20 protein-coding genes are annotated in these 20460 nt (G+C 69.7%); 10 read left to right on the top strand and 10 right to left on the bottom strand.

Annotation, left to right across the window (positions count from 1 at the left end; genetic code table 11):
- The first annotated feature begins 21 nt into the window (after positions 1-21).
- On the top strand, positions 22-594 hold the full coding sequence (locus E9232_RS08555; protein ID WP_309793395.1) for a type 1 glutamine amidotransferase domain-containing protein: 573 nt from the start codon (positions 22-24) through the stop codon (positions 592-594).
- Between the two features lie 3 nt (positions 595-597).
- On the opposite strand, the gene malQ is transcribed toward E9232_RS08555, so the two are convergent.
- A complete protein-coding gene (malQ, locus tag E9232_RS08560; protein WP_309793397.1) occupies positions 598-2619 on the bottom strand; it encodes a 4-alpha-glucanotransferase in 2022 nt (673 codons plus the stop codon).
- Between the two features lie 241 nt (positions 2620-2860).
- Here malQ and E9232_RS08565 point away from each other — a divergent pair, with 241 nt between their 5' ends.
- On the top strand, positions 2861-3838 hold the full coding sequence (locus E9232_RS08565) for a TolB family protein (protein ID WP_309793398.1): 978 nt from the start codon (positions 2861-2863) through the stop codon (positions 3836-3838).
- Between the two features lie 80 nt (positions 3839-3918).
- Here the strand turns inward: E9232_RS08565 and E9232_RS08570 are convergent, their stop codons facing one another.
- Positions 3919-4293: a GFA family protein gene (locus E9232_RS08570; protein ID WP_309793400.1), complete on the bottom strand. Its 375-nt coding sequence runs from the start codon at positions 4291-4293 to the stop codon at positions 3919-3921.
- Positions 4294-4379: 86 nt separating this feature from the next.
- Positions 4380-5072 (bottom strand): FadR/GntR family transcriptional regulator, encoded by a 693-nt coding sequence (locus E9232_RS08575; protein ID WP_309793402.1) that lies wholly within the window; start codon positions 5070-5072, stop codon positions 4380-4382.
- A 327-nt stretch (positions 5073-5399) separates the two neighbouring features.
- Between E9232_RS08575 and E9232_RS08580 the strand changes: the two genes are divergently transcribed.
- The 7 genes from E9232_RS08580 to E9232_RS08610 all read left to right on the top strand — a co-directional run bounded on the left by E9232_RS08580 (position 5400) and on the right by E9232_RS08610 (position 13788).
- Entirely contained in the window at positions 5400-6722 is a 1323-nt protein-coding gene (locus E9232_RS08580) for an L-fuconate dehydratase (protein ID WP_309793403.1), read from the top strand.
- Positions 6719-8038 (top strand): alpha-L-fucosidase, encoded by a 1320-nt coding sequence (locus tag E9232_RS08585; RefSeq protein WP_309793404.1) that lies wholly within the window; start codon positions 6719-6721, stop codon positions 8036-8038. The genes E9232_RS08580 and E9232_RS08585 overlap by 4 nt, the downstream gene beginning before the upstream one ends.
- A gap of 67 nt (positions 8039-8105) precedes the next feature.
- Positions 8106-9338: an ABC transporter substrate-binding protein gene (locus tag E9232_RS08590; RefSeq protein WP_309793406.1), complete on the top strand. Its 1233-nt coding sequence runs from the start codon at positions 8106-8108 to the stop codon at positions 9336-9338.
- Positions 9335-10282 (top strand): carbohydrate ABC transporter permease, encoded by a 948-nt coding sequence (locus tag E9232_RS08595; RefSeq protein WP_309793407.1) that lies wholly within the window; start codon positions 9335-9337, stop codon positions 10280-10282. The genes E9232_RS08590 and E9232_RS08595 overlap by 4 nt, the downstream gene beginning before the upstream one ends.
- Positions 10272-11141 (top strand): carbohydrate ABC transporter permease, encoded by an 870-nt coding sequence (locus E9232_RS08600; protein ID WP_309793408.1) that lies wholly within the window; start codon positions 10272-10274, stop codon positions 11139-11141. The genes E9232_RS08595 and E9232_RS08600 overlap by 11 nt, the downstream gene beginning before the upstream one ends.
- 243 nt (positions 11142-11384) lie before the next feature.
- Positions 11385-12944, top strand: coding sequence for a HEAT repeat domain-containing protein (locus E9232_RS08605; protein ID WP_309793410.1), 1560 nt, complete (start codon positions 11385-11387; stop codon positions 12942-12944).
- A gap of 22 nt (positions 12945-12966) precedes the next feature.
- On the top strand, positions 12967-13788 hold the full coding sequence (locus E9232_RS08610) for a FadR/GntR family transcriptional regulator (RefSeq protein WP_309793412.1): 822 nt from the start codon (positions 12967-12969) through the stop codon (positions 13786-13788).
- 31 nt (positions 13789-13819) lie between these two features.
- On the opposite strand, the gene E9232_RS08615 is transcribed toward E9232_RS08610, so the two are convergent.
- Positions 13820-14122: a hypothetical protein gene (locus tag E9232_RS08615; RefSeq protein ID WP_309793415.1), complete on the bottom strand. Its 303-nt coding sequence runs from the start codon at positions 14120-14122 to the stop codon at positions 13820-13822.
- 323 nt (positions 14123-14445) lie between these two features.
- On the opposite strand from E9232_RS08615, the gene E9232_RS08620 reads away from it, so the two are divergent.
- A complete protein-coding gene (locus tag E9232_RS08620) occupies positions 14446-15357 on the top strand; it encodes a dihydrodipicolinate synthase family protein (RefSeq protein WP_309793418.1) in 912 nt (303 codons plus the stop codon).
- 12 nt (positions 15358-15369) lie between these two features.
- Here the strand turns inward: E9232_RS08620 and E9232_RS08625 are convergent, their stop codons facing one another.
- From E9232_RS08625 to E9232_RS08650, 6 genes are all read right to left on the bottom strand, one after another.
- Positions 15370-15780: a type II toxin-antitoxin system VapC family toxin gene (locus E9232_RS08625; RefSeq protein ID WP_309793419.1), complete on the bottom strand. Its 411-nt coding sequence runs from the start codon at positions 15778-15780 to the stop codon at positions 15370-15372.
- A complete protein-coding gene (locus tag E9232_RS08630) occupies positions 15777-16016 on the bottom strand; it encodes a type II toxin-antitoxin system Phd/YefM family antitoxin (RefSeq protein WP_309793420.1) in 240 nt (79 codons plus the stop codon). The genes E9232_RS08625 and E9232_RS08630 overlap by 4 nt, the downstream gene beginning before the upstream one ends.
- 71 nt (positions 16017-16087) lie before the next feature.
- The gene (locus E9232_RS08635) at positions 16088-17110 is read right to left on the bottom strand and encodes a proline racemase family protein (protein WP_309793424.1); all 1023 of its coding nucleotides are present in this window, start codon (positions 17108-17110) and stop codon (positions 16088-16090) included.
- Complete coding sequence (locus E9232_RS08640; protein WP_309793425.1) at positions 17110-18114, bottom strand: 4-hydroxyproline epimerase; 1005 nt, start codon at positions 18112-18114, stop codon at positions 17110-17112. Before E9232_RS08640 ends, E9232_RS08635 begins: the two co-directional genes overlap by 1 nt.
- Positions 18115-18124: 10 nt before the next feature.
- A complete protein-coding gene (locus E9232_RS08645) occupies positions 18125-19348 on the bottom strand; it encodes an NAD(P)/FAD-dependent oxidoreductase (RefSeq protein WP_309793427.1) in 1224 nt (407 codons plus the stop codon).
- Positions 19349-19351: 3 nt separating this feature from the next.
- Positions 19352-20452: a M24 family metallopeptidase gene (locus tag E9232_RS08650; protein ID WP_309793430.1), complete on the bottom strand. Its 1101-nt coding sequence runs from the start codon at positions 20450-20452 to the stop codon at positions 19352-19354.
- Positions 20453-20460 lie beyond the last annotated feature (8 nt).

The following is a 20460-nucleotide window of genomic DNA, read 5'->3' on the forward strand; positions in this document are numbered from 1 at the left end:
GTTCAAGCAATGGAGACTGGCATGACCGAACGTCTCTTCGGACGCAGGATCGCCGTCATCGTCGCCAACGGCTTCGAGCAGGTGGAGATGACCGAGCCGGTCAAGGCCCTGAGGGCGGCCGGCGCCGAGGTCGAGATCGTCAGCCCGGAGCCGTCGCAGGTGATGGGGCACAATCATTTCGACAAGGGCGACAGCTTCGCGGTCGACGTCCAGCTCGACCAGGCGGTGCCCGAGGGCTATGACGGGCTGCTGATCCCCGGCGGCGTGCACAGCCCGGACCAGCTGCGCACCGACCGCCGGGCGCTGGACTTCGTCCGCGGCTTCTTTGAATCCGGCAAGCCGGTGGCCGCGATCTGCCACGGCCCGCAGCTGCTGATCAGCGCCGGGGTGATCGAGGGCTGCGAGATGACCGGCTTCAAGGCGATCCAGCTCGACCTGCGCAACGCCGGCGCCACTGTCTACGACCGCGAGGTCGTGGTCGATGAAGGGCTGGTCACCAGCCGGTCGCCGGCCGACATCCCGGCCTTCAACGACCGGATGATCGAGGAATTCGCCGAGGGCCAGCACCGCGGCTTCGCGTCCTCGCTGCACTGAGCCTCAGCGCTGCCGTTCGCGGCGGATTGCGGCGAGGCGGGCGGCGACATCGGGTTCGGCCAGCGCCTCGCCGGCCGGGCGTGTCAGCCGGCGGCGCCAGTTCGGGTGCTCGTCGATGGTCCCGGGCAGGTTCGGCTGCTCCTCCAGGCCCAGCACGTCCTCCAGCGGCACCAGCGCCAGCCGGCCTGGGCTGCGGGCGACGAAGCGCAGCGCCGCGTCGACCACCGGGGCCGGACTCTCCGGTGGCGGGGTGGAGTCGCCGACGGCCTGCCACAGCGCCGCGCGGTCGGTGGCGCGCTGCGCCTGCTCGGCCACGCCGCCATCGGGATACTGGTCCAGCGCGGCGCGGGCGGCGATGTCGGTGCCGCGCCACCAGCCGGCGACCGGCGGCAGGTCGTGGGTCGAACTCATCGCCACCGCGGTCGGCGACCAGTGTTCGGCCGGCTTGAAGCCGCTGCCCTCGCGCTCGAACCACAGCACCCGCATGCCAGCCACGGCGCGGTCGGCCAGCTGGTCGGCGAAGCCCCAGGGCAGGGTGCCGAGATCCTCGCCGATCACCACCGCGCGGTGGCGGTGCGATTCCAGCGCCACCAGCCGCAGCAGGTCCTCGACCGGATAGGAGAGGTAGGCGCCCTCGGTCGGCGCCAGGCCGTCCGGCACCAGCCACAGCCGGGCCAGCCCCATGACATGATCGATCCGCACCCCGCCGGCATGGCGCAGGGCGGCGCGCAGCGTGGCCAGGAACGGGGCGAAGCCGGTCTCGCGCATCGCCCGGGGCGAGATCGCCGCCAGCGTCCAGTTCTGCCCGGCGGCGTTGAAGGCGTCGGGCGGGGAGCCGATGCTGGCGCCGCCCAGCACGTCCGACGGCCGGCTCCAGGCATGGCTGCCGGTGGCGTCCATGCCGACGGCGAGGTCGGCGACCAGGCCGATGCGCATGCCGGCCGACCGGGCCTGGGACTGGGCGTCGGCCAGGGCGCGGTCGGCGACCCATTGCAGGAAGGCGTGGAAGCGCACCGCGCCGGGATGCGCCGCCGCGAACTCCGCCACCGCGGCACTGCCGGGGTCGCGCAGCGCCGCCGGCCAGCGCCGCCAGTCGCGGTCGGCCGGGTCGGCGGCGAGGCGGGCGGCCTGCAGCGCCTCGAACCGGGCATGGTCCTCCAGCAGCGCGCCGCCGGCCTGGACGAAACCGGCGAAATCGGCGGCCAGCGGGCCGGCCTCGGTATCGAAGCCGTCATAGAGGGCGCGCAGCAGGGCCAGCTTCGCCTGGGCCGCCGCCGGCCAGTCGATCAGCTCGGCGGCCTCGCAACGGCGGCGGGTGTCGTCCAGCCCGGCCGACCGGATCGCGGCGGCGACGCGGCCGACGCCGAACAGCGCCGCCGGGTCGGCCAGCAGCGGGTTCAGGAACAGCCGGCTGGAGGGGGAGTAGGGGCCGAAGCGCTGCGGCTCGGCGGTGAACAGGGCGTGGGTCGGGCTCAGCGCCAGGGCGTCGGCGCCGCGCCGGCCGGCGGCCCGGGCCAGCTCCGCCACCCCGCCGCTGTCGCCGATGCCGCCGTCGCCGACACCCCCATTTCGGGGGCGTCGCAGCCCATAGATCTGGGCGGCAAGACCCCATAGCCGGCCGCCGCGGGCGATGTCGTCGAGGCTGAAGCAGCGCAGCGGCGCCACGGCCAGGGTGATCTCGCGATCCTGCAACCGCAGGTGGTGATAGCCGGGCTCCAGGATCGGCGGCACCCAGCCCCGTCCGTCGTCGCCGCGATGCACGGCGATGTCGATGCGCACCCCCGACTCCAGCACCAGCAGGGCGGCGCCGTCGCCGGCGGCGGGCGGCAGCGGGATGGCCTGGCCGGTCAGGCCGGTGACCAGCGGCGGCACGGCGGCGGCCGCGTCGGCTTCGCCGATCCGCTCCAGCAGCCGGCGCAGCGTCTCCGGCGCCACGCTGCGGGTCTGGCCGGTGACGTCGGTCCAGTCCGGGGCAATCCCGGCCCAGCGGGCCCGGTCGTGCAAGCCGTCATCCGCGAGATCCACTGCAGCACCCTTCCGATCGCTCGTGCCAGGAACAAGGCACGGCAGCGATCATAGGGCGCGCCGGGCACATGGCCAGCAGGGAAGACGGGGACGGGCGCGCAGGCCGCATCGCCGGACCGGCTGAGGGCCACAACCCCGAATTGTAGGGGATTGTGGTCCTATTCGAGGTCTCGGACACTGCCCGGACCGGCGAGGGAACAGGTCACCCCTGCGCCGCATCTGACTTCGGGGAGACGCGACGATGAGAAGACACGCAGTGGCTCTGGCGATCATGGTGGCCGCCTGGCCGGTCGCCGCGGAGGCCCAGCAGGCCGCCGCCTGCCGCAGCGACGCGGCGCGGGAGATCCCGGTCACCGGGGTTGCCGGCAGCCTGCAGAATCCGTGCTTCGCGCCGGACAGCCAGTCCCTGGCCTTCACCAACTTCAAACGGCGCTACAATCTCGGCGGCGCCGTGGTGCGCACGGTCGCCGCCACCGGCGGGGCCCCGATCCGCACCCTCAGCCCCGGCACCGGGGCGCAGAGCGTCAACCTGCCGGGCCAGTGCTGGAGCGCCGCGGGCAACGCGGTGGTCTATTCCTCCGACGTCGTCGACCGCGACGAGGTCTACATCGTCCCCGGCACCGGCGGCACGCCGACGCGCGTCACCAACCGGCCGGGCCAATTGGCCTGGGAACCCTCGATCTCGCCGGTCCTGGCCGATCGCAGCCAATGGATCGTGTTCGAGTCGCATGCGGAATCGAACCCCGACGCCGCCGGCGAGATCTGGAAGGTGAAGGTCGACGGCAGCGGGCTGACCCGGCTGACGCACGGCTTCAACGACCGCCAGCCGCAATGGTCGCCGCGCGGCAACCGGATCCTGTTCCAGCGCCGGACCCAGCCGGGCCGGGTGGATGTGATGACGGTCGACACCGCCGGCGGCGGCCTGCTCACCGTCACCGGCCCGGCGGCGGGCGGGGACAACAGCGACCCGTCCTGGTCCCCCAGCGGCGCCTACATCGTCTATTCCGGCGACGGGTCGGACATCGACAACGCCAATCTGTTCGTAGTCCCGGCAACCGGCGGCGTGCCCCTCCGCCTCACCCGCAGCTGCGGCTATGACGGCGCGCCCGGCTGGTCGCCCGACGGCCGCAGCATCGCCTTCGAATCCGCCGCCTTCGATCCGGACAAGATGGGCAGCACGACGCTGTGGGTGATCGCCGCCCCTGCCGGCGTGCGGTAGTCGCTGGGACCCGGCTCAGGGCATCCGTTCCTCAGCCCCGTCACTCAAACCGGGCGTCTTCAGGCAGGCCAAAAGATCTGTCAGGCGGGCGTCACCACCCACCCGTGGCGGTGTTCGCCGTAGACGGCCTGCGATGGCGCAGGAAACAGTGGGTCGGCGAAGCAGCCGACGGCGACTGCGACCGCCGCTGGCCTTCGCGACGGGTACCAGAACACCGTGGACCCGCAGGTGCCGCAGAAGTGGAACGTGACGGGGAAACCGCTGTCGGAATCGCGCCGATACGAGTGCGAGGATCCTGAGACCTCTGTCGAGCCCGCGCCGAAGAACGCCGCGATGCCGAAGGGGCTTCCGGTGCGTCGCTGACAGTCCAGGCAATGGCACAGCGAGACCTTGGTCGGTTCCCCGCTGCAGCGGATCTGTAGCTGGCCGCAGGCGCAATGGGCCACGCGCGTCATCCTGGCTTCCTCCCCTTGCAGCCCAGGGAAAATAAGCCGGTTCGGCGGGGTTGGGGAAGGGGGGCTTGACCGGCGCTCCGATCGCCTCAGTCCCACACCGCCAGCATCTGGCGCTGGACGTAGTCGAGATGGGCGGCCATCGCCGCGCGCGCACGGTCCGGGTCCCGGTCCCGGATCGCCGCCGCGATGGCGTCATGGTCCGCCATGATCTGGTTCAGCAGCGCGGGCTGGCGCGAGAGGTGCCGGTGGAAGGCCGCGCTCAGGCCCTCCTCGCGGTTGCGCCATAGGGCCAGCGCGATCTCCTTCAGCGTCTGGTTGCCGCAATGCTCTGCGATCAGCATGTGCAGCGCCCGGTCGGAATCCTGCGACCATTCCTGCCGGCCGGTCTGGCCGCGCATCGCGGCGACGATGGCAGCCAGTTCGGCCAGCCCGTCTTCGGTGACATGCCGGGCCGCCAGCGCCGCCAGCTCCGGCTCCACCACCGCGCGGGCCTGCATGATCTCCAGCGCCGAATGGTCCGAGATCGGCAGATGCCGTTGCGCGCCTGCGGGGGCGCGGACGAAGGCGCCGACCCCGATCCTGACCTCGACAAGGCCGGCCACTTCCAGCGCGATCAGCGCCTCGCGCACGGTCGGGCGGCTGACCCCCAGCTCCTGCGCCAGGTCGCGTTCGGACGGCAATTGCCGGCCCGGCCCGAATTCGCCGGATTCGATCAGCGACGTGATCTGCTCGGCGATCTGGATGTAGAGCTTGCGATTGACGACCGCTTGAAGGGGCATGGCGCCCTGCTGGCTGAAATGGAGACCGAAATCGGTACTGGACCTGCCGGGGCGGGTTCGACAAAATCGAAGTCTAAATCCCACTTGAACTGGCCTGACCGCTTGACAGCCTAGCCGGGCCCACTCCTAATGCAAAGGCCCGTCGACATCGTCGGCGGGACGAACCGCCGGAAGAGCGGGGCTGGAACGCCGCCAGCCAGGGCCGTCACGGATCGTGGGGCCCGCCATCGTGGGGAGGGACCAGCGCCCATGGGTGAGAGACCCGGATAGCGTCCCGATGTCGAGATCGATCGCGCCGTGCCCGATGGGCCGGCGGCATTTGTCGAGATGACGGAGACCGCTTTGAAGATCGACCGGATCAGCGTCCTGGATGTCCGTTTCCCGACCGCAAGGCGGTTGGACGGGTCCGACGCCATGAATCCCGACCCCGACTATTCCGCCGCTTATGTGGTGCTTTCGACCGATGGCGGGCTGGAAGGCCATGGCTTGACCTTCACCATCGGCCGCGGCAACGACATCGTCTGCGCCGCGATCGAGGCGCTGAAGCCGGCCGTGCTGGGGCAGGACCTCGCCGGTTTCACCCGCGACATGGGCGCCACCTACCGCCGCCTGACCGGCGACAGCCAGCTGCGCTGGCTGGGGCCGGAGAAGGGGGTGATGCAGCTCGCCACCGCGGCGATGCTGAACGCGATCTGGGACCTCTGGGCCAAGGCCGAGGGCAAGCCGTTGTGGCGCCTGCTGGCCGACATGACGCCCGAGGAGACGGTGCGCTGCATCGACTTCCGCTACATCACCGACGCGCTGACGCCGGACGAGGCGGTAGAGCTGCTGCACCGGCAGCAGGCGGGCAAGGCCGAACGGATCGAGCGGCTGCTGGCCGAGGGCTATCCGGCCTACACCACCAGCGCCGGCTGGCTGGGCTATGACGACGACAAGATCCGCCGGCTGGTGCGCGAGGCGCTGGCCCAGGGCTTCAAGGCCTTCAAGATCAAGGTCGGCGCCGATCGCAAGGCCGACCTGGCGCGGGCGGCGCTGGTGCGGGCCGAGATCGGCGACGACCTCACCTTCATGGTCGACGCCAACCAGGTCTGGGATGTCGGCCAGGCGATCGAATGGTCGACCGCTCTCCTGCCCTTCAAGCCACTGTGGGTGGAGGAACCGACCAGCCCCGACGACATCCTCGGCCATGCCGCGATCGACCGCGCCCTCCGGCCGCACGGCACCCGGGTCGCGACCGGCGAGCACGTCCACAACCGGGTGATGTTCAAGCAGTACCTGCAGGCCGATGCCTTCGGCTTCTGCCAGATCGACGCCGCCCGGGTCGGCGGTGTCAACGAGAACCTCGCCATCATCCTGATGGCGGCGAAGTTCGGCGTGCCGGTCTGCCCCCATGCCGGCGGCGTCGGCTTGTGCGAATACGTGCAGCACCTGTCGATGTGGGACTTCGTGGCGGTCAGCGGCAGCAAGGACGGCCGCTTCATCGAATATGTCGACCACCTGCACGAGCATTTCGTCGACCCGGTGCGGATCGCCGATGGCTGCTACGTCGCGCCGACCGCGCCCGGCTACAGCATCGCGATGAAGCCCGCCTCGCTGCAGGACCATCTCTATCCCGGTGGCGTTGCCTGGCGCGGCGAGGCCAAGCCGTGACCGCCGCGACCTTCCTGCCCGAGGAGAAGAAGGCCTGGTTCGTGCAGGACCGCTTCGGCCTGTTCGTCCATTGGGGCCTCTACGCCCTGCCGGCGCGGCATGAATGGGTGAAGAGCCGGGAGGAGATCGGCGACGAGTCCTACCAGGCCTATTTCGAGCATTTCGACCCCGACCTCTACGACCCGCGCGACTGGGCGGCGCGGGCGCGGCAGGCCGGGATGAAATACGTGGTGCTGACCGCCAAGCACCATGAGGGCTTCTGCCTGTGGGACAGCCAGGCCACCGACTACAAGGTGACCAACACCCCCGGCGGCCGCGACCTGATCAAGCCCTTCGTCGAGGCGTTCCGGGCCGAGGGGCTGAAGGTCGGCTTCTACTACTCGCTGCTCGACTGGCATCACCCGGACTTCCCGATCGACGTCCACCACCCACAGCGCAACCATCCCGAGGTGGCGGCGCTGAACCGGGGCCGGGACATCCGCCGCTACGCCGCCTACATGCGCGAGCAGGTGCGCGAGCTGCTGACCGGCTACGGCAGGATCGACATCCTGTGGTTCGACTTCAGCTACTCCGACCGGCCCTACCAGGGGCTGCCGGGCAAGGGCCACCGGGATTGGGAGAGCGAAAAGCTGCTGGCGCTGGTGCGCGAGCTGCAGCCGGACGTCATGGTCAACAACCGGCTCGACCTGGACGAGGTGCTGGGTGTGCCGCCCGACATCACCACGCCGGAGCAGTTCCTGCCGCGCCAGGCGCCGCAGGTGCTGGGCCGGGCGGTGACCTGGGAATCCTGCCACACGCTGTCCGGCTCCTGGGGCTACCACCGCGACGAGGCGAGCTGGAAGAGCCCGGAGCAGCTGGTCCAACTGCTGGTCGAGACCGTCGCCCTGGGCGGCAACCTCTTGATGAATGTCGGCCCGACCGGCCGCGGCCGCTTCGACGACCGCGCCGTGGCCGCGCTCGAGGCCTATGGACGCTGGCTCGGGCTGCACGGCCGCAGCATCTATGGCTGCGGCCCGGCCGGCCCGGAGATCGCGGTGCCGCGCGACTGCCGGCTGACCCGCAACGGCAACCGGCTCTACGTCCATATCTTCGCCTGGCCGTTCCGCCACCTGCATCTCGACGGGCTCGGCGGCAAGGTCGCCTATGCCCAGCTGCTGCATGATGCCAGCGAGGTGAAGCGGCTGGAGCCGGTCGATCCGGCGCTGGGCGGCAACACCCATGTGCCGCTGACCGCCGGCACCCTGACCCTGGAGCTGCCGGTGCGGCGGCCCGACGTGACCGTGCCGGTGGTGGAGCTGTTCTTGAAAGACGGCTGAGAATCGGCCGGACCACCCATCAAGCGGCCGCCCGGCAGAAGGCGGCCGCAACAGGAGGACAAACGCCATGAAGACGCTGACCGCCATTCTCGGCCTCGCCGTTGCCGCCGGCGCGGCATCTCTTTCCGTCACCCCGGCCCAGGCCGAACCGGTGACGCTGACCTGGCAGATGTGGGCTTCGACCGATGCCGAGGTCGCCGCCTGGAAGCACGTCGCCGAGATGGTCACCGCCAAGCACCCGGACATCAAGGTCGAGCTGCGCACCGCCCCGTGGCGCGACTACTGGACCAAGCTGCCGACCTTCGTGGCGTCGAACCAGTTGGCCGACATCGTCAGCATCCAGTCCCTGCGCCTGCCCAACTTCACCACCATCTTCGAGCCGCTGGCCGAGTATGCGAGCAAGAGCGGCCTGGATCTCGGCCAGTTCGACCGCTCGATCATCGAGGGCATGAGCGCCGACGGGCAGCTCTACGCGCTGCCCTATGATTTCGGGCCCTTCATGCTCTTCTACAACCAGGACCTGTTCGAGAAGTACCAGGTGCCGCTGCCCAAGCCGGGCTGGACCCAGGCAGAGTTCCTGGCCGCCGCCAAGGCGCTGACCCGGGACGGCAATTACGGTTTCGGCGCCACGTCGGTCGACTACTGGCTGCCCTTCGTCCTGTCCGACGGGGCGAACTACCTGACCGCCGATGGCGAGCTGAACTTCACCGACCCGGCGTTGCAGCAGGTGTTCCAGTCCTGGGTCGAGCTGGTGACGAAGGATAAGGTGGCGCCGGTCATCGCCGCCAGCGGCCAGCCCTCCAACGAGATCATCGGCGGCCGCTTCGCCTCCGGCAACGTCGCGATGTATTTCGACGGGCCGTGGAGCCTGATCAACAAGCGCAAGTCGGTGACCTTCCACATCGGGCTGGCCCCGGTGCCCGCGGGCAAGAGCGGCAGCGTCACGCTGACCGCCGGTTCCGGCTTCGGCATCGCCAAGACCAGCCAGCACAAGCAGGAGGCCTGGGAAGCCATCCAGATTCTCACCGGGCCGGAAGCGGAGCAGTATTTGGCCTCGGAAGGCCGCGCCTTCGCCGCCCGGACCGAGCAGCAGAAATACTGGTACGACGTGGCCGCGTCCGGCGTCGCCGGCGCGCGAGAGGCGATCTCCTTCGCCCTGCAGAACGCCAAGCCCTATCGCACCACCGCCAACTGGAACACGGTGGCGGAACTGCTGGAGCAGTATGTGCCGCTGGCCTTCGGCGGGTCGCAGACCGGGCCGCAGGTGCTGGACACCGTGCAGAGCCTCGCCTCGGAATGAGCGTGCAGGCCGGCAATCTCGACGTGCGGACCGGGGCGGGCGCAGCCGCCCCGGTCCGGTCCCGGCGCCGCGGGTTCCGCAGCGAGGGCCGGGCCGCATTCTGGTTCCTGTTGCCCAGCCTGCTGGGGTTCCTGGCCTTCCTGCTGCTGCCGCTGCTGGCCTCGCTGGCGCTCAGCTTCACCAACTGGCAATTGCTGGCCCAGCCCAAATTCGTCGGCCTGGCCAACTACATCAGGCTGTTCACCGTCGACCCCAGCTTCTGGCACGTGCTGCGGAACACGGCGCTCTACACCGTGGAATACCTGGTCCTGAACATCGTGCTGGCGGTCGGCATGGCGGTCTGGATCTCCAGCCTGCGCTGGGGCAAGCGGTTCTTCCGGCTGATCTTCTTCCTGCCGACCTTCACCCCGATGATCGGCGTGTCGGTGATCTGGCTGCTGATCTTCACCCCCGGCGGGCTGATGGATTGGATCGTCGGGACGCTGGGCCTGCCGATCCCGAATTTCCTGGTCGACCCGGCCTGGGCGATGCAGGCGATCGTGATCGTCTCGCTGTGGTCCGGCTTCGGCTACAACCTGCTGCTGTTCGGGGCGGCGCTGGATTCGATCCCGCAGACCTATCTCGACGCGGCCAAGATCGACGGTGCCACCGCCTGGCAGCGCTTCTGGCGGATCAAGCTGCCGCTGATCTCGCCGACCCTGTTCTTCGGCACTGTCATGACCGCGATCACGGCGCTGCAGGTGTTCGACCAGGTCTATTCCATGACCCGCGGCGGGCCCGGCGTCGCCACCGCCACGCTCGGCTTCTTCATCTACCAGAACGGCTTCACCACCTACCGGATGGGCTACGCGACCTCGATCGCCTGGGTGATGTTCATCATCATCATGGCGCTGACGGCGCTGCAGTTCCGGCTGCAACGGAAGTGGGTGCATTATGACGCCTGATCGCAGTCTGGCGCGGGGCCGTGGGCGCAACGGCCCCGTCACCGCGGGCACGCTGGTGTCCCAGGGGGCGATGTCCCTGGTGGCGCTGGCCTTCCTGTTCCCGTTCTTCTGGATGCTGACCAACGCCATCCGGTCCAATGGCGAGGTGCTGGCGGTGCCGCCGCGGCTGCTGCCCAGCCAGTGGCAGTGGGGCAACTTCATCGACGCCTGGTTCTACCTGCCCTTCGGCCGCTTCTTCCTGAACAGCGCCATGGTGGCCGCGGCGGTCACCGTGATCGTGCTGACGGTCTCCAGCCTCGCCGCCTATGCCTTCGCCCGGTTGCGCTTCGTCGGGCGGGACACCCTGTTCCTGACCTATCTCGGCACGCTGATGATCCCGCAGGCGGTGCTGGTGATCCCGCTGTTCCTGCTGATGAGCCGGCTGGATTGGGTCAACACCTTCCAGGCGCTGATCCTGCCGGTCGCCTTCGGCTCCTTCGGCACCTTCATGCTGCGCCAGTTCTTCAAGAACATCCCGCGCGAGCTGGAGGAGGCGGCGCTGTGCGACGGCGCCTCGCGCCTGCGCATCCTGGTCAGCATCATCCTGCCGATGTCGCTGCCGATCCTTGGCCTGCTGGCGCTGTTCACCTTCACCGCCCAGTGGAACAGCTTCCTGTGGCCGCTGATCATCGTGAACGGGACGGAACACGCGACCATCCCGCTCGGCCTCACCTTGTTCCAGACCCAGCAAGGCACCCAGTGGAACTACATGATGGCCGGGGCCGCGATCTCGATGCTGCCCGGCATCGTCCTGACCGTCCTGCTGCAGCGCTACATCTTCGGCGGCATCGCCATGAATTCGGGCTTTGGGGGGCGGTGATGCCCCCGTTTGTCGTCATCGCGAGCCCGCAGGGCGTGGCGATCCAGAGATCGAGCCGCTGGATCGCCACGCCCTGCGGGCTCGCGATGACGAGGGTGACGGTTTCTAGATAGGATTTATGATGAGATTCCGATTGCTAAATCCCACTTAGAGAGTCAATCTTGGCCATGACCCGGTCAACGGGCCCGAACGATACAGCGCCGCGCCACAGCCATCGACGCCGCGCCGGATGGGAGAGACACCATGGACATGCATGTTCCGGCGCAGACCGAGACGCCGCGGCTGCTCACCGACGCGCAGATGCGCCAGTTCCTGGCCAACGGCTATCTGGTGCTGCAGACGGCGCTGCCGAAATCCTTCCACGACCAGATCTTCCGGCGCTTCGACGACCTGATCGGCGACGACCGGCACGAGAACCCCGGCAACAACCTGCTGCCGCTGGTGCCCGAGATCAACGCGGTGTTCGAGGATGCGGTGGTGAAAGGTGCCCTGACCAGCGTGCTGGGGCCGGACTACATCATGCATCCCCACCGGGCGCTGCATAAGAACCCGCCGGGGTCGCCGATCCAGCATTTCCACAAGGACAGCTACTGGGGCTACATGCGCCGGGTGCGCAACCACCGGCCGCGCTGGGTCATGATCATGTACTACCCCCAGGACACGCCGGCCGAGCTAGGGCCGACCGGGGTGGTGCCGGGCAGCCACCTGCTCGCCGCCGGGATCAAGGATCCGGATGCGCTGGAGCGGAACGGGTCCGGCCCCGCCGGGTCGGTGCTGCTGATCCACTACGACATCTGGCACAGGAAGATGAAGAACCTGACCGCCGACAAGCGGTTCATGATGAAGTTCGAATTCATCCGCATGGCGCCGGTCGGCGAACCGGACTGGCACCATGCCGACCCGACCTGGCAGGCGGTTGAGCAGGCGCCGTCCTTCGCCATGGAGGCGGTGTGGAAGGCGCAGTGGCGCTGGCTGACCGGGACGACGGCTGCCGGCGGCAGGGCCGATCTCGACGCGCTGCGGGCGGCCCTGGCCGGAACACCGGCCGAAGCCGCGGCGGCGATGTCGGCGATTGCCGATCTCGGCGCCGGGGCCGCCGCCCTGGTGCCGGCGCTGCTGCCCTGGCTCGAGGGCGACGACGAGGCGCTGCAGCTCGACGCCGCCTATGCTCTCGGTGCGATCGGCGAGGCGGCGCTGCCGGCGCTGCTGGACCGGGTCGGGGCCGACACCAGGCGCGATCCGGAGGATGGCACGCAGAAGAGCGACGCCGGCCGGCTGACGCCGAAGGACTGCATCGCCCTGTCCGCCGGCTACGGCTTGGTCGAGATCGGCCTGCCGGCGGTGCCGGCGCTGCTCGATCTGCTGAAGAGCGGCACCGACCGGGCGCGCAAGCTCGCCGCCTTCGCGCTCGGCGAGATCGCCGGGACCGGAGCCGAGGTGCGCGACTCCCTGATCGCGGTGCTGGATGATGCCGACACCCATATCCGCATCGCCGCGGTCGAGGCGCTGGGGCTGAAGCCGGCCGACGATGCCATCGTCGCCGCACTGGCCCGCAGCCTGGACGATGCGGATGAGGAGGTGCGGTTCGACGCCGTGCTCGGCCTGACCCGGATGGGGCCGGCCGCCGCCGCCGCGGTGCCGGCGCTGGGGCGGGTGCTGACCACGGATCCCAACCGCTATGTCCGCGGCTATGCGGTCGAGGCGCTGTCGCGCATCGGGGATGACGCGGCGCTTCGGGTGCTGGTACCTTATCTCAGGCTCTCGCGCTGGTGTCCGATGACGACCTCGGCGAGCATCTTCTGATTTTCATTTCGATGGCGTGGCATTGACGGATCGACGGGCCCTCCTCTCCAGCGGATCGGAACCAGGGGGAGGGGGCCCGGACGGGCTGGTCGCCATCCTCGAGCGCACGCTGTCCGGCGATCCCGGCCGGTCGCTGGCGGGCGGCGTGGTGCGCCAGACCGTCCAGGCGCTGGGCCGCGCCATCGTCGCCGGCCGCTATGCCGAGGACGGGCCGCTGCCGACCGAGACCGAGCTGGCCGCCGAATACGCGGTCGGACGCAATGCGCTGCGCGAGGCGATCAAGGTGCTGGCCGGCAAGGGCATGATCCGCACCGCCCGGCGCTACGGTTCGCGCATCCGGCCGCGGCCGGACTGGTCGATCCTCGACCCCGACGTGCTGGCCTGGCATCTGCAGGAGCCGGACGGAATCGGCCGCTTCCTGGTCGATATCGCCGAGCTGCGCGAGATCATCGAGCCGCGGGCGGCCGAACTGGCGGCGCTGCGCGCCACGGCGGAGGAGGCGGAGGAGATCGTGGCGCTGGCGGCGCGGCTGGCGGTGGAGACCATGCCGCAGGTGCTGGACACTGATGTCCGCTTCCACCTGGCGGTGCTGAACGCCTCGCACAACCGCCTGCTGTCCGGCTTCGCCCGGTCGCTCGACGTGCTGCTGCGGGTGCAGTTCGTGGTCTCGGCGCACGGCATCGCGCCGGAATTCGCCTACAGCGCCTCGGCCGACTACCACATGGGCATCGCCGAGGGCATCCGCGGCCGCGACCCCGAGAAGGCGCGCGGCGCGGTGATGGCGATGCTGACGCGCAATCGCGGCATCGCCGAGAAGGTCGCGGCGCCGGGCGGCCCGCTCTGAGAAGCGGGCGCCCGATGCCGGTTTTGCTTGGTTAGGCCAGCGTCAGCGAGCGCGGCATCACCACCGTGCGGGTGCGGCGACGCTCCACGACCACGGCGCTGCCGCTGTTCGAGCGGACGGTCGAGGTCATGCGCATGGTCGAGAGCTTGGCCATCTCCGCCGCCTGGGCGTCGGCCACGGCGCGGACCTCGTCGACCGAGACGCCGCTGAGTTCGGCGGCGATCTGCAGCCGCTCCTCGTAATCGGCGGTCAGGCCTTCGGCGGCGTAGAGCGCGTCTTCCATCGTCGGATATTCGCGCTTGGTGACGTAACGGACGTTCTTGACGGCAGGCATTGGATTGCTCCCGAAACCTTCACCTGTTGATCCGGATCATCCGACTTCGCCCTGAAAGGCGTACCGGTCGAATGCCCGTAAAATGTGTTGCAAAGAGGGCGGGGCTGGGGCCGCTGAGCGGCTTCTGGGCTGCGTCTCTATGCATTGACTGAATGATCCTACCATTTCGCACTGCAACATAGATCTGCGTCAAATGCTGCGGTGCAATGCGATTGGCGAAGGGCTCGCTTCGTTCCGCCGGATTTTGTCGACAAATAAAATACAGAAGGTATTCTAAGTCGGCCGACCCAGGCGGCGGCGGATCACAAGGGGATGACAGGGCGATGGGCGGACAGCGCTGGGCCGGGGTCTACACGGCGATCACCACCAAGATGGATGCGCGGCAGGAGGTCGACCTGGCCGAGGTGCGCGCCGATGTCGCGTTCCAGATCGACGCCGGCGTTGACGGCATCATCTGCTGCGGCTCGATCGGCGAGGCCAGCACCCTGACCGCCGACGAGAAGATGGCGATCGCCAATGCTACCAAGGAAGCCGCCCGCGGCAAGCCGGTGCTGCTGACCGTGGCGGAGGATTCGACCCGTGCCGCGGTGGCGCTGGCCGAACGCGCCAAGGCCGCAGGCATGGACGGGCTGATGCTGCTGCCGGCGATGCGCTACGTCTCCGACCGGCGCGAGACGATCCAGCATTTCCGCACCGTGGCGCGGGCCACCGACCTGCCGATCATGGTCTACAACAACCCGGTCGCCTATGCGGTCGACATCACGCCGGAGATGTTCGCCGAGATGGCGGACGAGACGAACTTCGTCGCGATCAAGGAATCCTCGGGCGACGTCCGCCGCATCACCGACATCCTGAACACCGTCGGCAACCGCTACGACATCTTCACCGGCGTCGACGATTTGGCGCTGGAAAGCCTGATGCTCGGTGCCGTCGGCTGGGTCGCCGGCCTGGTCTGCGCCTTCCCGCGCGAGACGGTGGCGATCCACAAGCTGGTTGCCGCCGGCCGGATCCCCGAGGCGCTGGAGATCTACCGCTGGTTCATGCCGCTGCTGCACCTCGACGTCTCGCTGCGCTTCGTCCAGAACGTGAAGCTGGCCGAGGCCATCGTGCGCGGCACCTCGACCGTGGTGCGCCAGCCCCGGCTGGAACTACAGGGCGCCGAGCGCGACCGGGTCGAGACCATCGTCCGCACCGCCCTGGCCAAGCGGCCGGACCTGGCGAAATACGGGGTCTGAGGCAGAAGGGGTTCAGCCTGGCGGCGGGGCGGCCTCGAACAGGCTCAGCCCCGCCACCTGCCCGGCATAGGCCCGGATCTGGTCGTCGGCGGTGACCAGCGCCAGCCGTTCGACCACGGCCTGGGCGATCAGCATCCGATCGAACGGATCGGCATGAAGGCGGGGCAGGGCGGGCGCCGCCTCGGCGTGGTCCACAGTGATGTCCAGCGACGCGAAGCCGTTGTCGAGAATCGTCTGTGTCGGCTTGCGCGTGAATCTGAGCTTGCCGAGATCCCGCTTGATGCCGATTTCCCAGACCGAGACGGCGCTGACGACGACCCGGGCGCCGGGATCGGCGATGGCGTCCCGGGTGCGGGAAGTCAGTCGGGGATCCTGATCGATCCACCACAGGAAGATGTGGGTATCGAGCAGAAGTGACGTCATTCGACGCCGAACGCCTTGAGGATCTCCGCAGGCAGCGGTGCGTCGAAGTCATCCGCGACATAGGTTAGGCCGAGGCTGTTGACCGGCTTGCGAGGTTCCCGCTGCTCGGGCAACCCGACGATCCTCGCCACTGGTTTGCCGTGGCGGGTGATGACGATCTCCTCGCCGGACTCGGCTCGGTCGATGAGGGAGGACAATTGGGCTTTGGCTTCTGCCAACGGGACAGGGACGCTCATGGAAGCCTCCGTTGCTCTGCAACTGTCCTAGAATTGGTCATTTTGACCAAATTTTCAAGTGCGATCGAGCGTCAACGGGACCACAGCGTCTCCAGCCGTTCCGGCACCGCCAGGCCGTCGGGCAGGGGATCGTCGGGTTCAATCGTGAAGCTGGCCTCGCCGGCATAATGGCCGCGGCCGGCGACGCGGGCGACCACGCCGTCGGCCGTCAGCCGCGCGATGCGCCCGGTGAAGGGCGCGCCGGACAGGCCGCGGACCTCCCAGTCGACACCCGACGCGATCCGACCCTTGGCGTGTTCGAGCGCGAGGCGGGCGGTGACGCCGGAACCGGTCGGTGACCGGTCGATCTGGCCGTCGCCGAACCAGCACAGGTTCCAGCTCGGGCCCTGGCCCGGCACGGCGTCGTCGGTGAGGATGGTGCCGTAAAGGAAGCCGAGATCCGGCTCGCGCGGATGGCGGATCGTCTCGGTCGCCCGGAGGTGGCCGGTGATCCGGGTCATGGCGTCGTGCAGCGCCGCCACCGGCGTGCGCCGCAGGTCGAGCCCCAGCCGCGACGCCGGCAGGATGGCGTAGAAGGCGCCGCCATAGGCGATGTCGAGCGTCACCGGGCCAAGTCCCGGCACCTCCACCCGCAGGTCCGGCACCGCCAGGAAGGCCGGCACGCTCTCGAAGGCGACGTCGCCGATCCGGCCGTCGGCATCGACCGCGACGAAGACCTCGACCGGCCCGCACGGGCATTCCAGCACGAAGCGCGTCTCCGGCGCCTGCTTCGGCACCAGCCCCTGGTCCAGCACCCAGCGACCCAGCGCGATGGTGGCGTGGCCGCACATGGTGGAATAGCCCTCATTGTGCGTGAACAGCACGGCCAGGGCGGCGCCGGGGTGGCTCGGAGAGGTCGGCCACACGCCGTACATCTCACGATGGCCGCGCGGCTCGAACATCAGGTGGCGGCGCACGGAATCGTGGTTGGCCATGGCGTCGCGCCGCTTCTCCAGCAGGGTCGCGCCCCGCAGCTCCGGCACCCCACCGGTGAAGATCCGCACCGGCTCGCCCGCCGTGTGCATGTCGGTGACGGTGTAGCGGATGGGCGCCATCACAGCACCGTGAAGCCCTTCACGAACGGGTCGCGATCGTCCAGGAAGATGGTGTTGTAGCCGGTGATCCAGGCCTGGCCGGCGACCGACGGGATGATGGCGTCGTGGCCGCCGACCTTGGCCGTGTCCTCGACCCGGCCGTGGAACAGGCTGCCGATGATGCTCTCATGCACGAAGGCGTCGCCGGCCTTCAGCTGGCCGCGGGCCGCCAACTGGGCCATGCGGGCCGAGGTGCCGGTGCCGCAGGGCGACCGGTCGATCGCCTTCTCGCCGTAGAACACGGCGTTGCGGGCATGCGCCTGCGGGTGCTTCGGCCGGCCGGTCCATTGCACATGGCGCAGCCCCGAGATGGTCGGGTCGTCGGGGTGGACGAAGTCGTAGCGCTCGTTCATCAGCCGGCGGACGATCGGCGACAGGCGCTGGATCTCGCCGGCCGACAGATCCTCCAGGTCGGCATAGCCCGGCTGCGGCTCGACGATGGCGTAGAAGTTGCCGCCATAGGCGACGTCGGCGACCAGCGGGCCGAAGCCGGGCAGGTCGATCGCCAGCTTCTCCGCATGCAGGAACGACGCGACGTTGCGGATGCGGACCGAGACGACATGGCCGGCCGCGTCCTGTTCGTATTCCGCCTCGACGATGCCGGCCGGCACCTCCAGCCGCAGCCGCCCCGGCTGCTTCGGCCGGACCAAGCCTTCCTCGATCATGACGGTCACCGTGCCGATGGTGCCGTGGCCGCACATCGGCAGGCAGCCCGAGGTCTCGATGAACAGGATGCCGGCATCGGTGTCGTCGCGGCTGGCGGGGTACAGGATCGACCCCGACATGACGTCATGGCCGCGCGGCTCGAACATCAGCCCGGTGCGGATCCAGTCGAACTCCGCCAGGAAGGCCTGGCGCTTCTCGCTCATGGTCGCGCCCTTGAGCGGCGGGCCGCCGCCGGCGACGACGCGGACCGGGTTGCCGCAGGTGTGGGCGTCGATGCAGAAGAAGCTGCTCTTGCTCATGGTCCGGGTCTCACTGAAACCGTTCGATGCCGAAGGGGGCGGGGGCCGGCGTGCCGGAGAGGATAGCCGAGACGAGGCGGGCGGTGGTGGCGGACAGGGTCAGGCCGAGATGGCCATGGCCGAAGGCGAAGACGATGCGCCGGTCGCGCGGATGCGGGCCGATCACCGGCAGGCTGTCGGGGGTGGACGGGCGGCGGCCCATCCATTCGGTGCCGCCGGTCTCCGGAATCCCTGGCAGGTAGGCCCTGGCCTTCTGACGCAGCGCCCGGGCGCGGGCGTAGTTCGCCGGGGCGTCGACCGCCGCCAATTCGACCGCACCGCCGATGCGCAGCCCGTCGGCCAAAGGCGAGGCGACGAAGCCGTGATCGGCGAACACCACCGGCATCGGCAGGCGCACCAGCGCCTCTGGGATCGTGGTGTTGTAACCGCGCTCGGTCTCCAGCGTCACCTTCAGCCCCAGGCCGCGGACGATCTCGCGCGACCAGACACCAGCCGCCACCACCACGGCGTCGAAGGTCTGGGTCGTGCCGTCGGCGAGGCGGATGCTGACGCCGTCCGGGCCGGGCTCGACCGCGGTCACGGCGCCGGCCACCAGCCGGTCGCCCAGGCTGCGGCGCAGGTCCTGCAGCACGGCCAGCGGGCTGTCGACCATCCAATAGGCGCGGCACAGCACGGCGCGGGCGAAGCTGCCGGTCAGGTCGGGCACCAGGGCCCGGGCCTCGTCCGCCGTCATCGGCTCGAAGTCGTGGCCGCCCAGGCGGCGGCGCAGCTCCCATTCCGGCAGCGCGGCGCGGAAGCTGGCCTCGTTGTCATAGACATCCATCGCCCCGGTCTGGCGCAGATGGTTCGGAAGGCCGGCCCGGCGGGCCAGGTCGTGATGGTCGTCCAGCGCGCCGCGCATCAGCCCGCCCAGCGCGGCGGTCGACCGTTCGACCTGCCCGGCCCGGGCCGCGGCCAGGAAACGCAGCAGCCAGGGCGTCAGCGCCGGCAGGTCGCGCCAGCGCAGGGCCAGCGGCCCCAGCGGGTCCATCAGCCAGCGCGGCACCGACCCCAGCACGCCCGGCCGGGCCAGCGGCGTGATCTCCGGAAAGGCCAGCAGCCCGGCATTGCCGGCGGAGGCGTGGCGGTCCTCCGCCCGGCGCTCATAGACCGTGACCGCATGCCCGTCCGCCGCCAGCCAGGCAGCCGCGGCACAGCCGATCACGCCCCCGCCGATGACGGCAATACCGGCCATCGGTCAGCCGACGATGCGCAGGTCGCGAGGGAAGCTGGTCAGGCTGTCGACGCCGGTCTCGGTCACCACCACGTCGTCCTCGATCCGCACCCCGATGCGGCCGGCGTGGTAGAGGCCGGGCTCGATGGTGAAGACCATGCCCGGCTCCAGCACCTGGTGGTTGCCGCGCATGATGTAGGGATCCTCATGGATGTCGAGGCCCAGGCCGTGCCCGGTCTTGTGGATGACATGGTCCTTGAAGCGTGACGCCTCCAGCAGCGACAGCACCGCGTCGTCGACCGCATGGGCGGTGACGCCGGCCCGCGCCGTGGCGTGGCCCAGCCGGTTGGCGGCCAGCACGGTCTCGTAGAATTCACGGGACTCGGCATCGGCCTCGCCGACGAAGACGGTGCGGGTGATGTCGGCGCTGAAGCCGTCGACCGAACCGCCGAAATCGAACAGCAGCGCGTCGCCGCGCTTCACCTTTTCATCACCGGCATGGGCATGCGGCTCCGCCGCCTTGCCGCCGGCCGCGACGATCGGGGAGAAGGACAGGGCATCGGCCCCGCCGGCGAAGAGATGGCCGATCAGCAGGCCCTGGATCTCGCGCTCGGACATGCCGATGCGCACGGCGGCCAGGGTCTGTTCCAGCGCGGTTTCCGACAGGACGATGGCCCGGCGCAGCGCCGCGATCTCGGTGGCGTCCTTGCGCAGCCGGATGGCGGAGATCGCCTTCTGCGCGTCGACCAGCTCGACACCGGGCAGATGGCGGGCCAGGGCGATCTGCACGAACACCCGCATGCCCTGGCCTTCGACGCCCAGGCGGCGCAGCGCCAGCCCGTCCGCCGCGGCGCGGAAGGCGGCGTCATAGCCGTCGGCATCCTGCCAGGGGAACACGCGGGCCGGGAAATCGAGGGCGTTCCAGCTGTTGCCCTCCAGCACCGGCAGCACCAGCCGGGCTTCGCCCTCCAGCGGCAGGATCAGCACGATCGGCCGCTCATTGGTGCCGAAGCGGCCGCCGGTGACGTATTGGAAGTTGGCGCCGGGCACCAGGGCGACGGCATCCAGCCCGGCGGCTGCCATGGCGCGGCGCAGGGCGTCCAGGCGGTGTGGTCTTGCGGTCATGATCGGGC

Origin of the sequence: Inquilinus ginsengisoli, from assembly GCF_031453975.1 — a bacterium.
In the GTDB taxonomy this organism is placed as follows: domain Bacteria; phylum Pseudomonadota; class Alphaproteobacteria; order DSM-16000; family Inquilinaceae; genus Inquilinus; species Inquilinus ginsengisoli_A.

Coding starts and splice junctions, on each gene's coding strand:
- E9232_RS08555 (WP_309793395.1), top strand. CDS start 22: ATGACCGAACGTCTCTTCGGACGCAGGATCGCCGTCATCGTCGCCAAC.
- E9232_RS08565 (WP_309793398.1), top strand. CDS start 2,861: ATGAGAAGACACGCAGTGGCTCTGGCGATCATGGTGGCCGCCTGGCCG.
- E9232_RS08570 (WP_309793400.1), bottom strand. CDS start 4,293: ATGACGCGCGTGGCCCATTGCGCCTGCGGCCAGCTACAGATCCGCTGC.
- E9232_RS08575 (WP_309793402.1), bottom strand. CDS start 5,072: ATGCCCCTTCAAGCGGTCGTCAATCGCAAGCTCTACATCCAGATCGCC.
- E9232_RS08580 (WP_309793403.1), top strand. CDS start 5,400: ATGACGGAGACCGCTTTGAAGATCGACCGGATCAGCGTCCTGGATGTC.
- E9232_RS08590 (WP_309793406.1), top strand. CDS start 8,106: ATGAAGACGCTGACCGCCATTCTCGGCCTCGCCGTTGCCGCCGGCGCG.
- E9232_RS08595 (WP_309793407.1), top strand. CDS start 9,335: ATGAGCGTGCAGGCCGGCAATCTCGACGTGCGGACCGGGGCGGGCGCA.
- E9232_RS08600 (WP_309793408.1), top strand. CDS start 10,272: ATGACGCCTGATCGCAGTCTGGCGCGGGGCCGTGGGCGCAACGGCCCC.
- E9232_RS08605 (WP_309793410.1), top strand. CDS start 11,385: ATGGACATGCATGTTCCGGCGCAGACCGAGACGCCGCGGCTGCTCACC.
- E9232_RS08615 (WP_309793415.1), bottom strand. CDS start 14,122: ATGCCTGCCGTCAAGAACGTCCGTTACGTCACCAAGCGCGAATATCCG.
- E9232_RS08620 (WP_309793418.1), top strand. CDS start 14,446: ATGGGCGGACAGCGCTGGGCCGGGGTCTACACGGCGATCACCACCAAG.
- E9232_RS08625 (WP_309793419.1), bottom strand. CDS start 15,780: ATGACGTCACTTCTGCTCGATACCCACATCTTCCTGTGGTGGATCGAT.
- E9232_RS08630 (WP_309793420.1), bottom strand. CDS start 16,016: ATGAGCGTCCCTGTCCCGTTGGCAGAAGCCAAAGCCCAATTGTCCTCC.
- E9232_RS08635 (WP_309793424.1), bottom strand. CDS start 17,110: ATGGCGCCCATCCGCTACACCGTCACCGACATGCACACGGCGGGCGAG.
- E9232_RS08640 (WP_309793425.1), bottom strand. CDS start 18,114: ATGAGCAAGAGCAGCTTCTTCTGCATCGACGCCCACACCTGCGGCAAC.
- E9232_RS08645 (WP_309793427.1), bottom strand. CDS start 19,348: ATGGCCGGTATTGCCGTCATCGGCGGGGGCGTGATCGGCTGTGCCGCG.
- E9232_RS08650 (WP_309793430.1), bottom strand. CDS start 20,452: ATGACCGCAAGACCACACCGCCTGGACGCCCTGCGCCGCGCCATGGCA.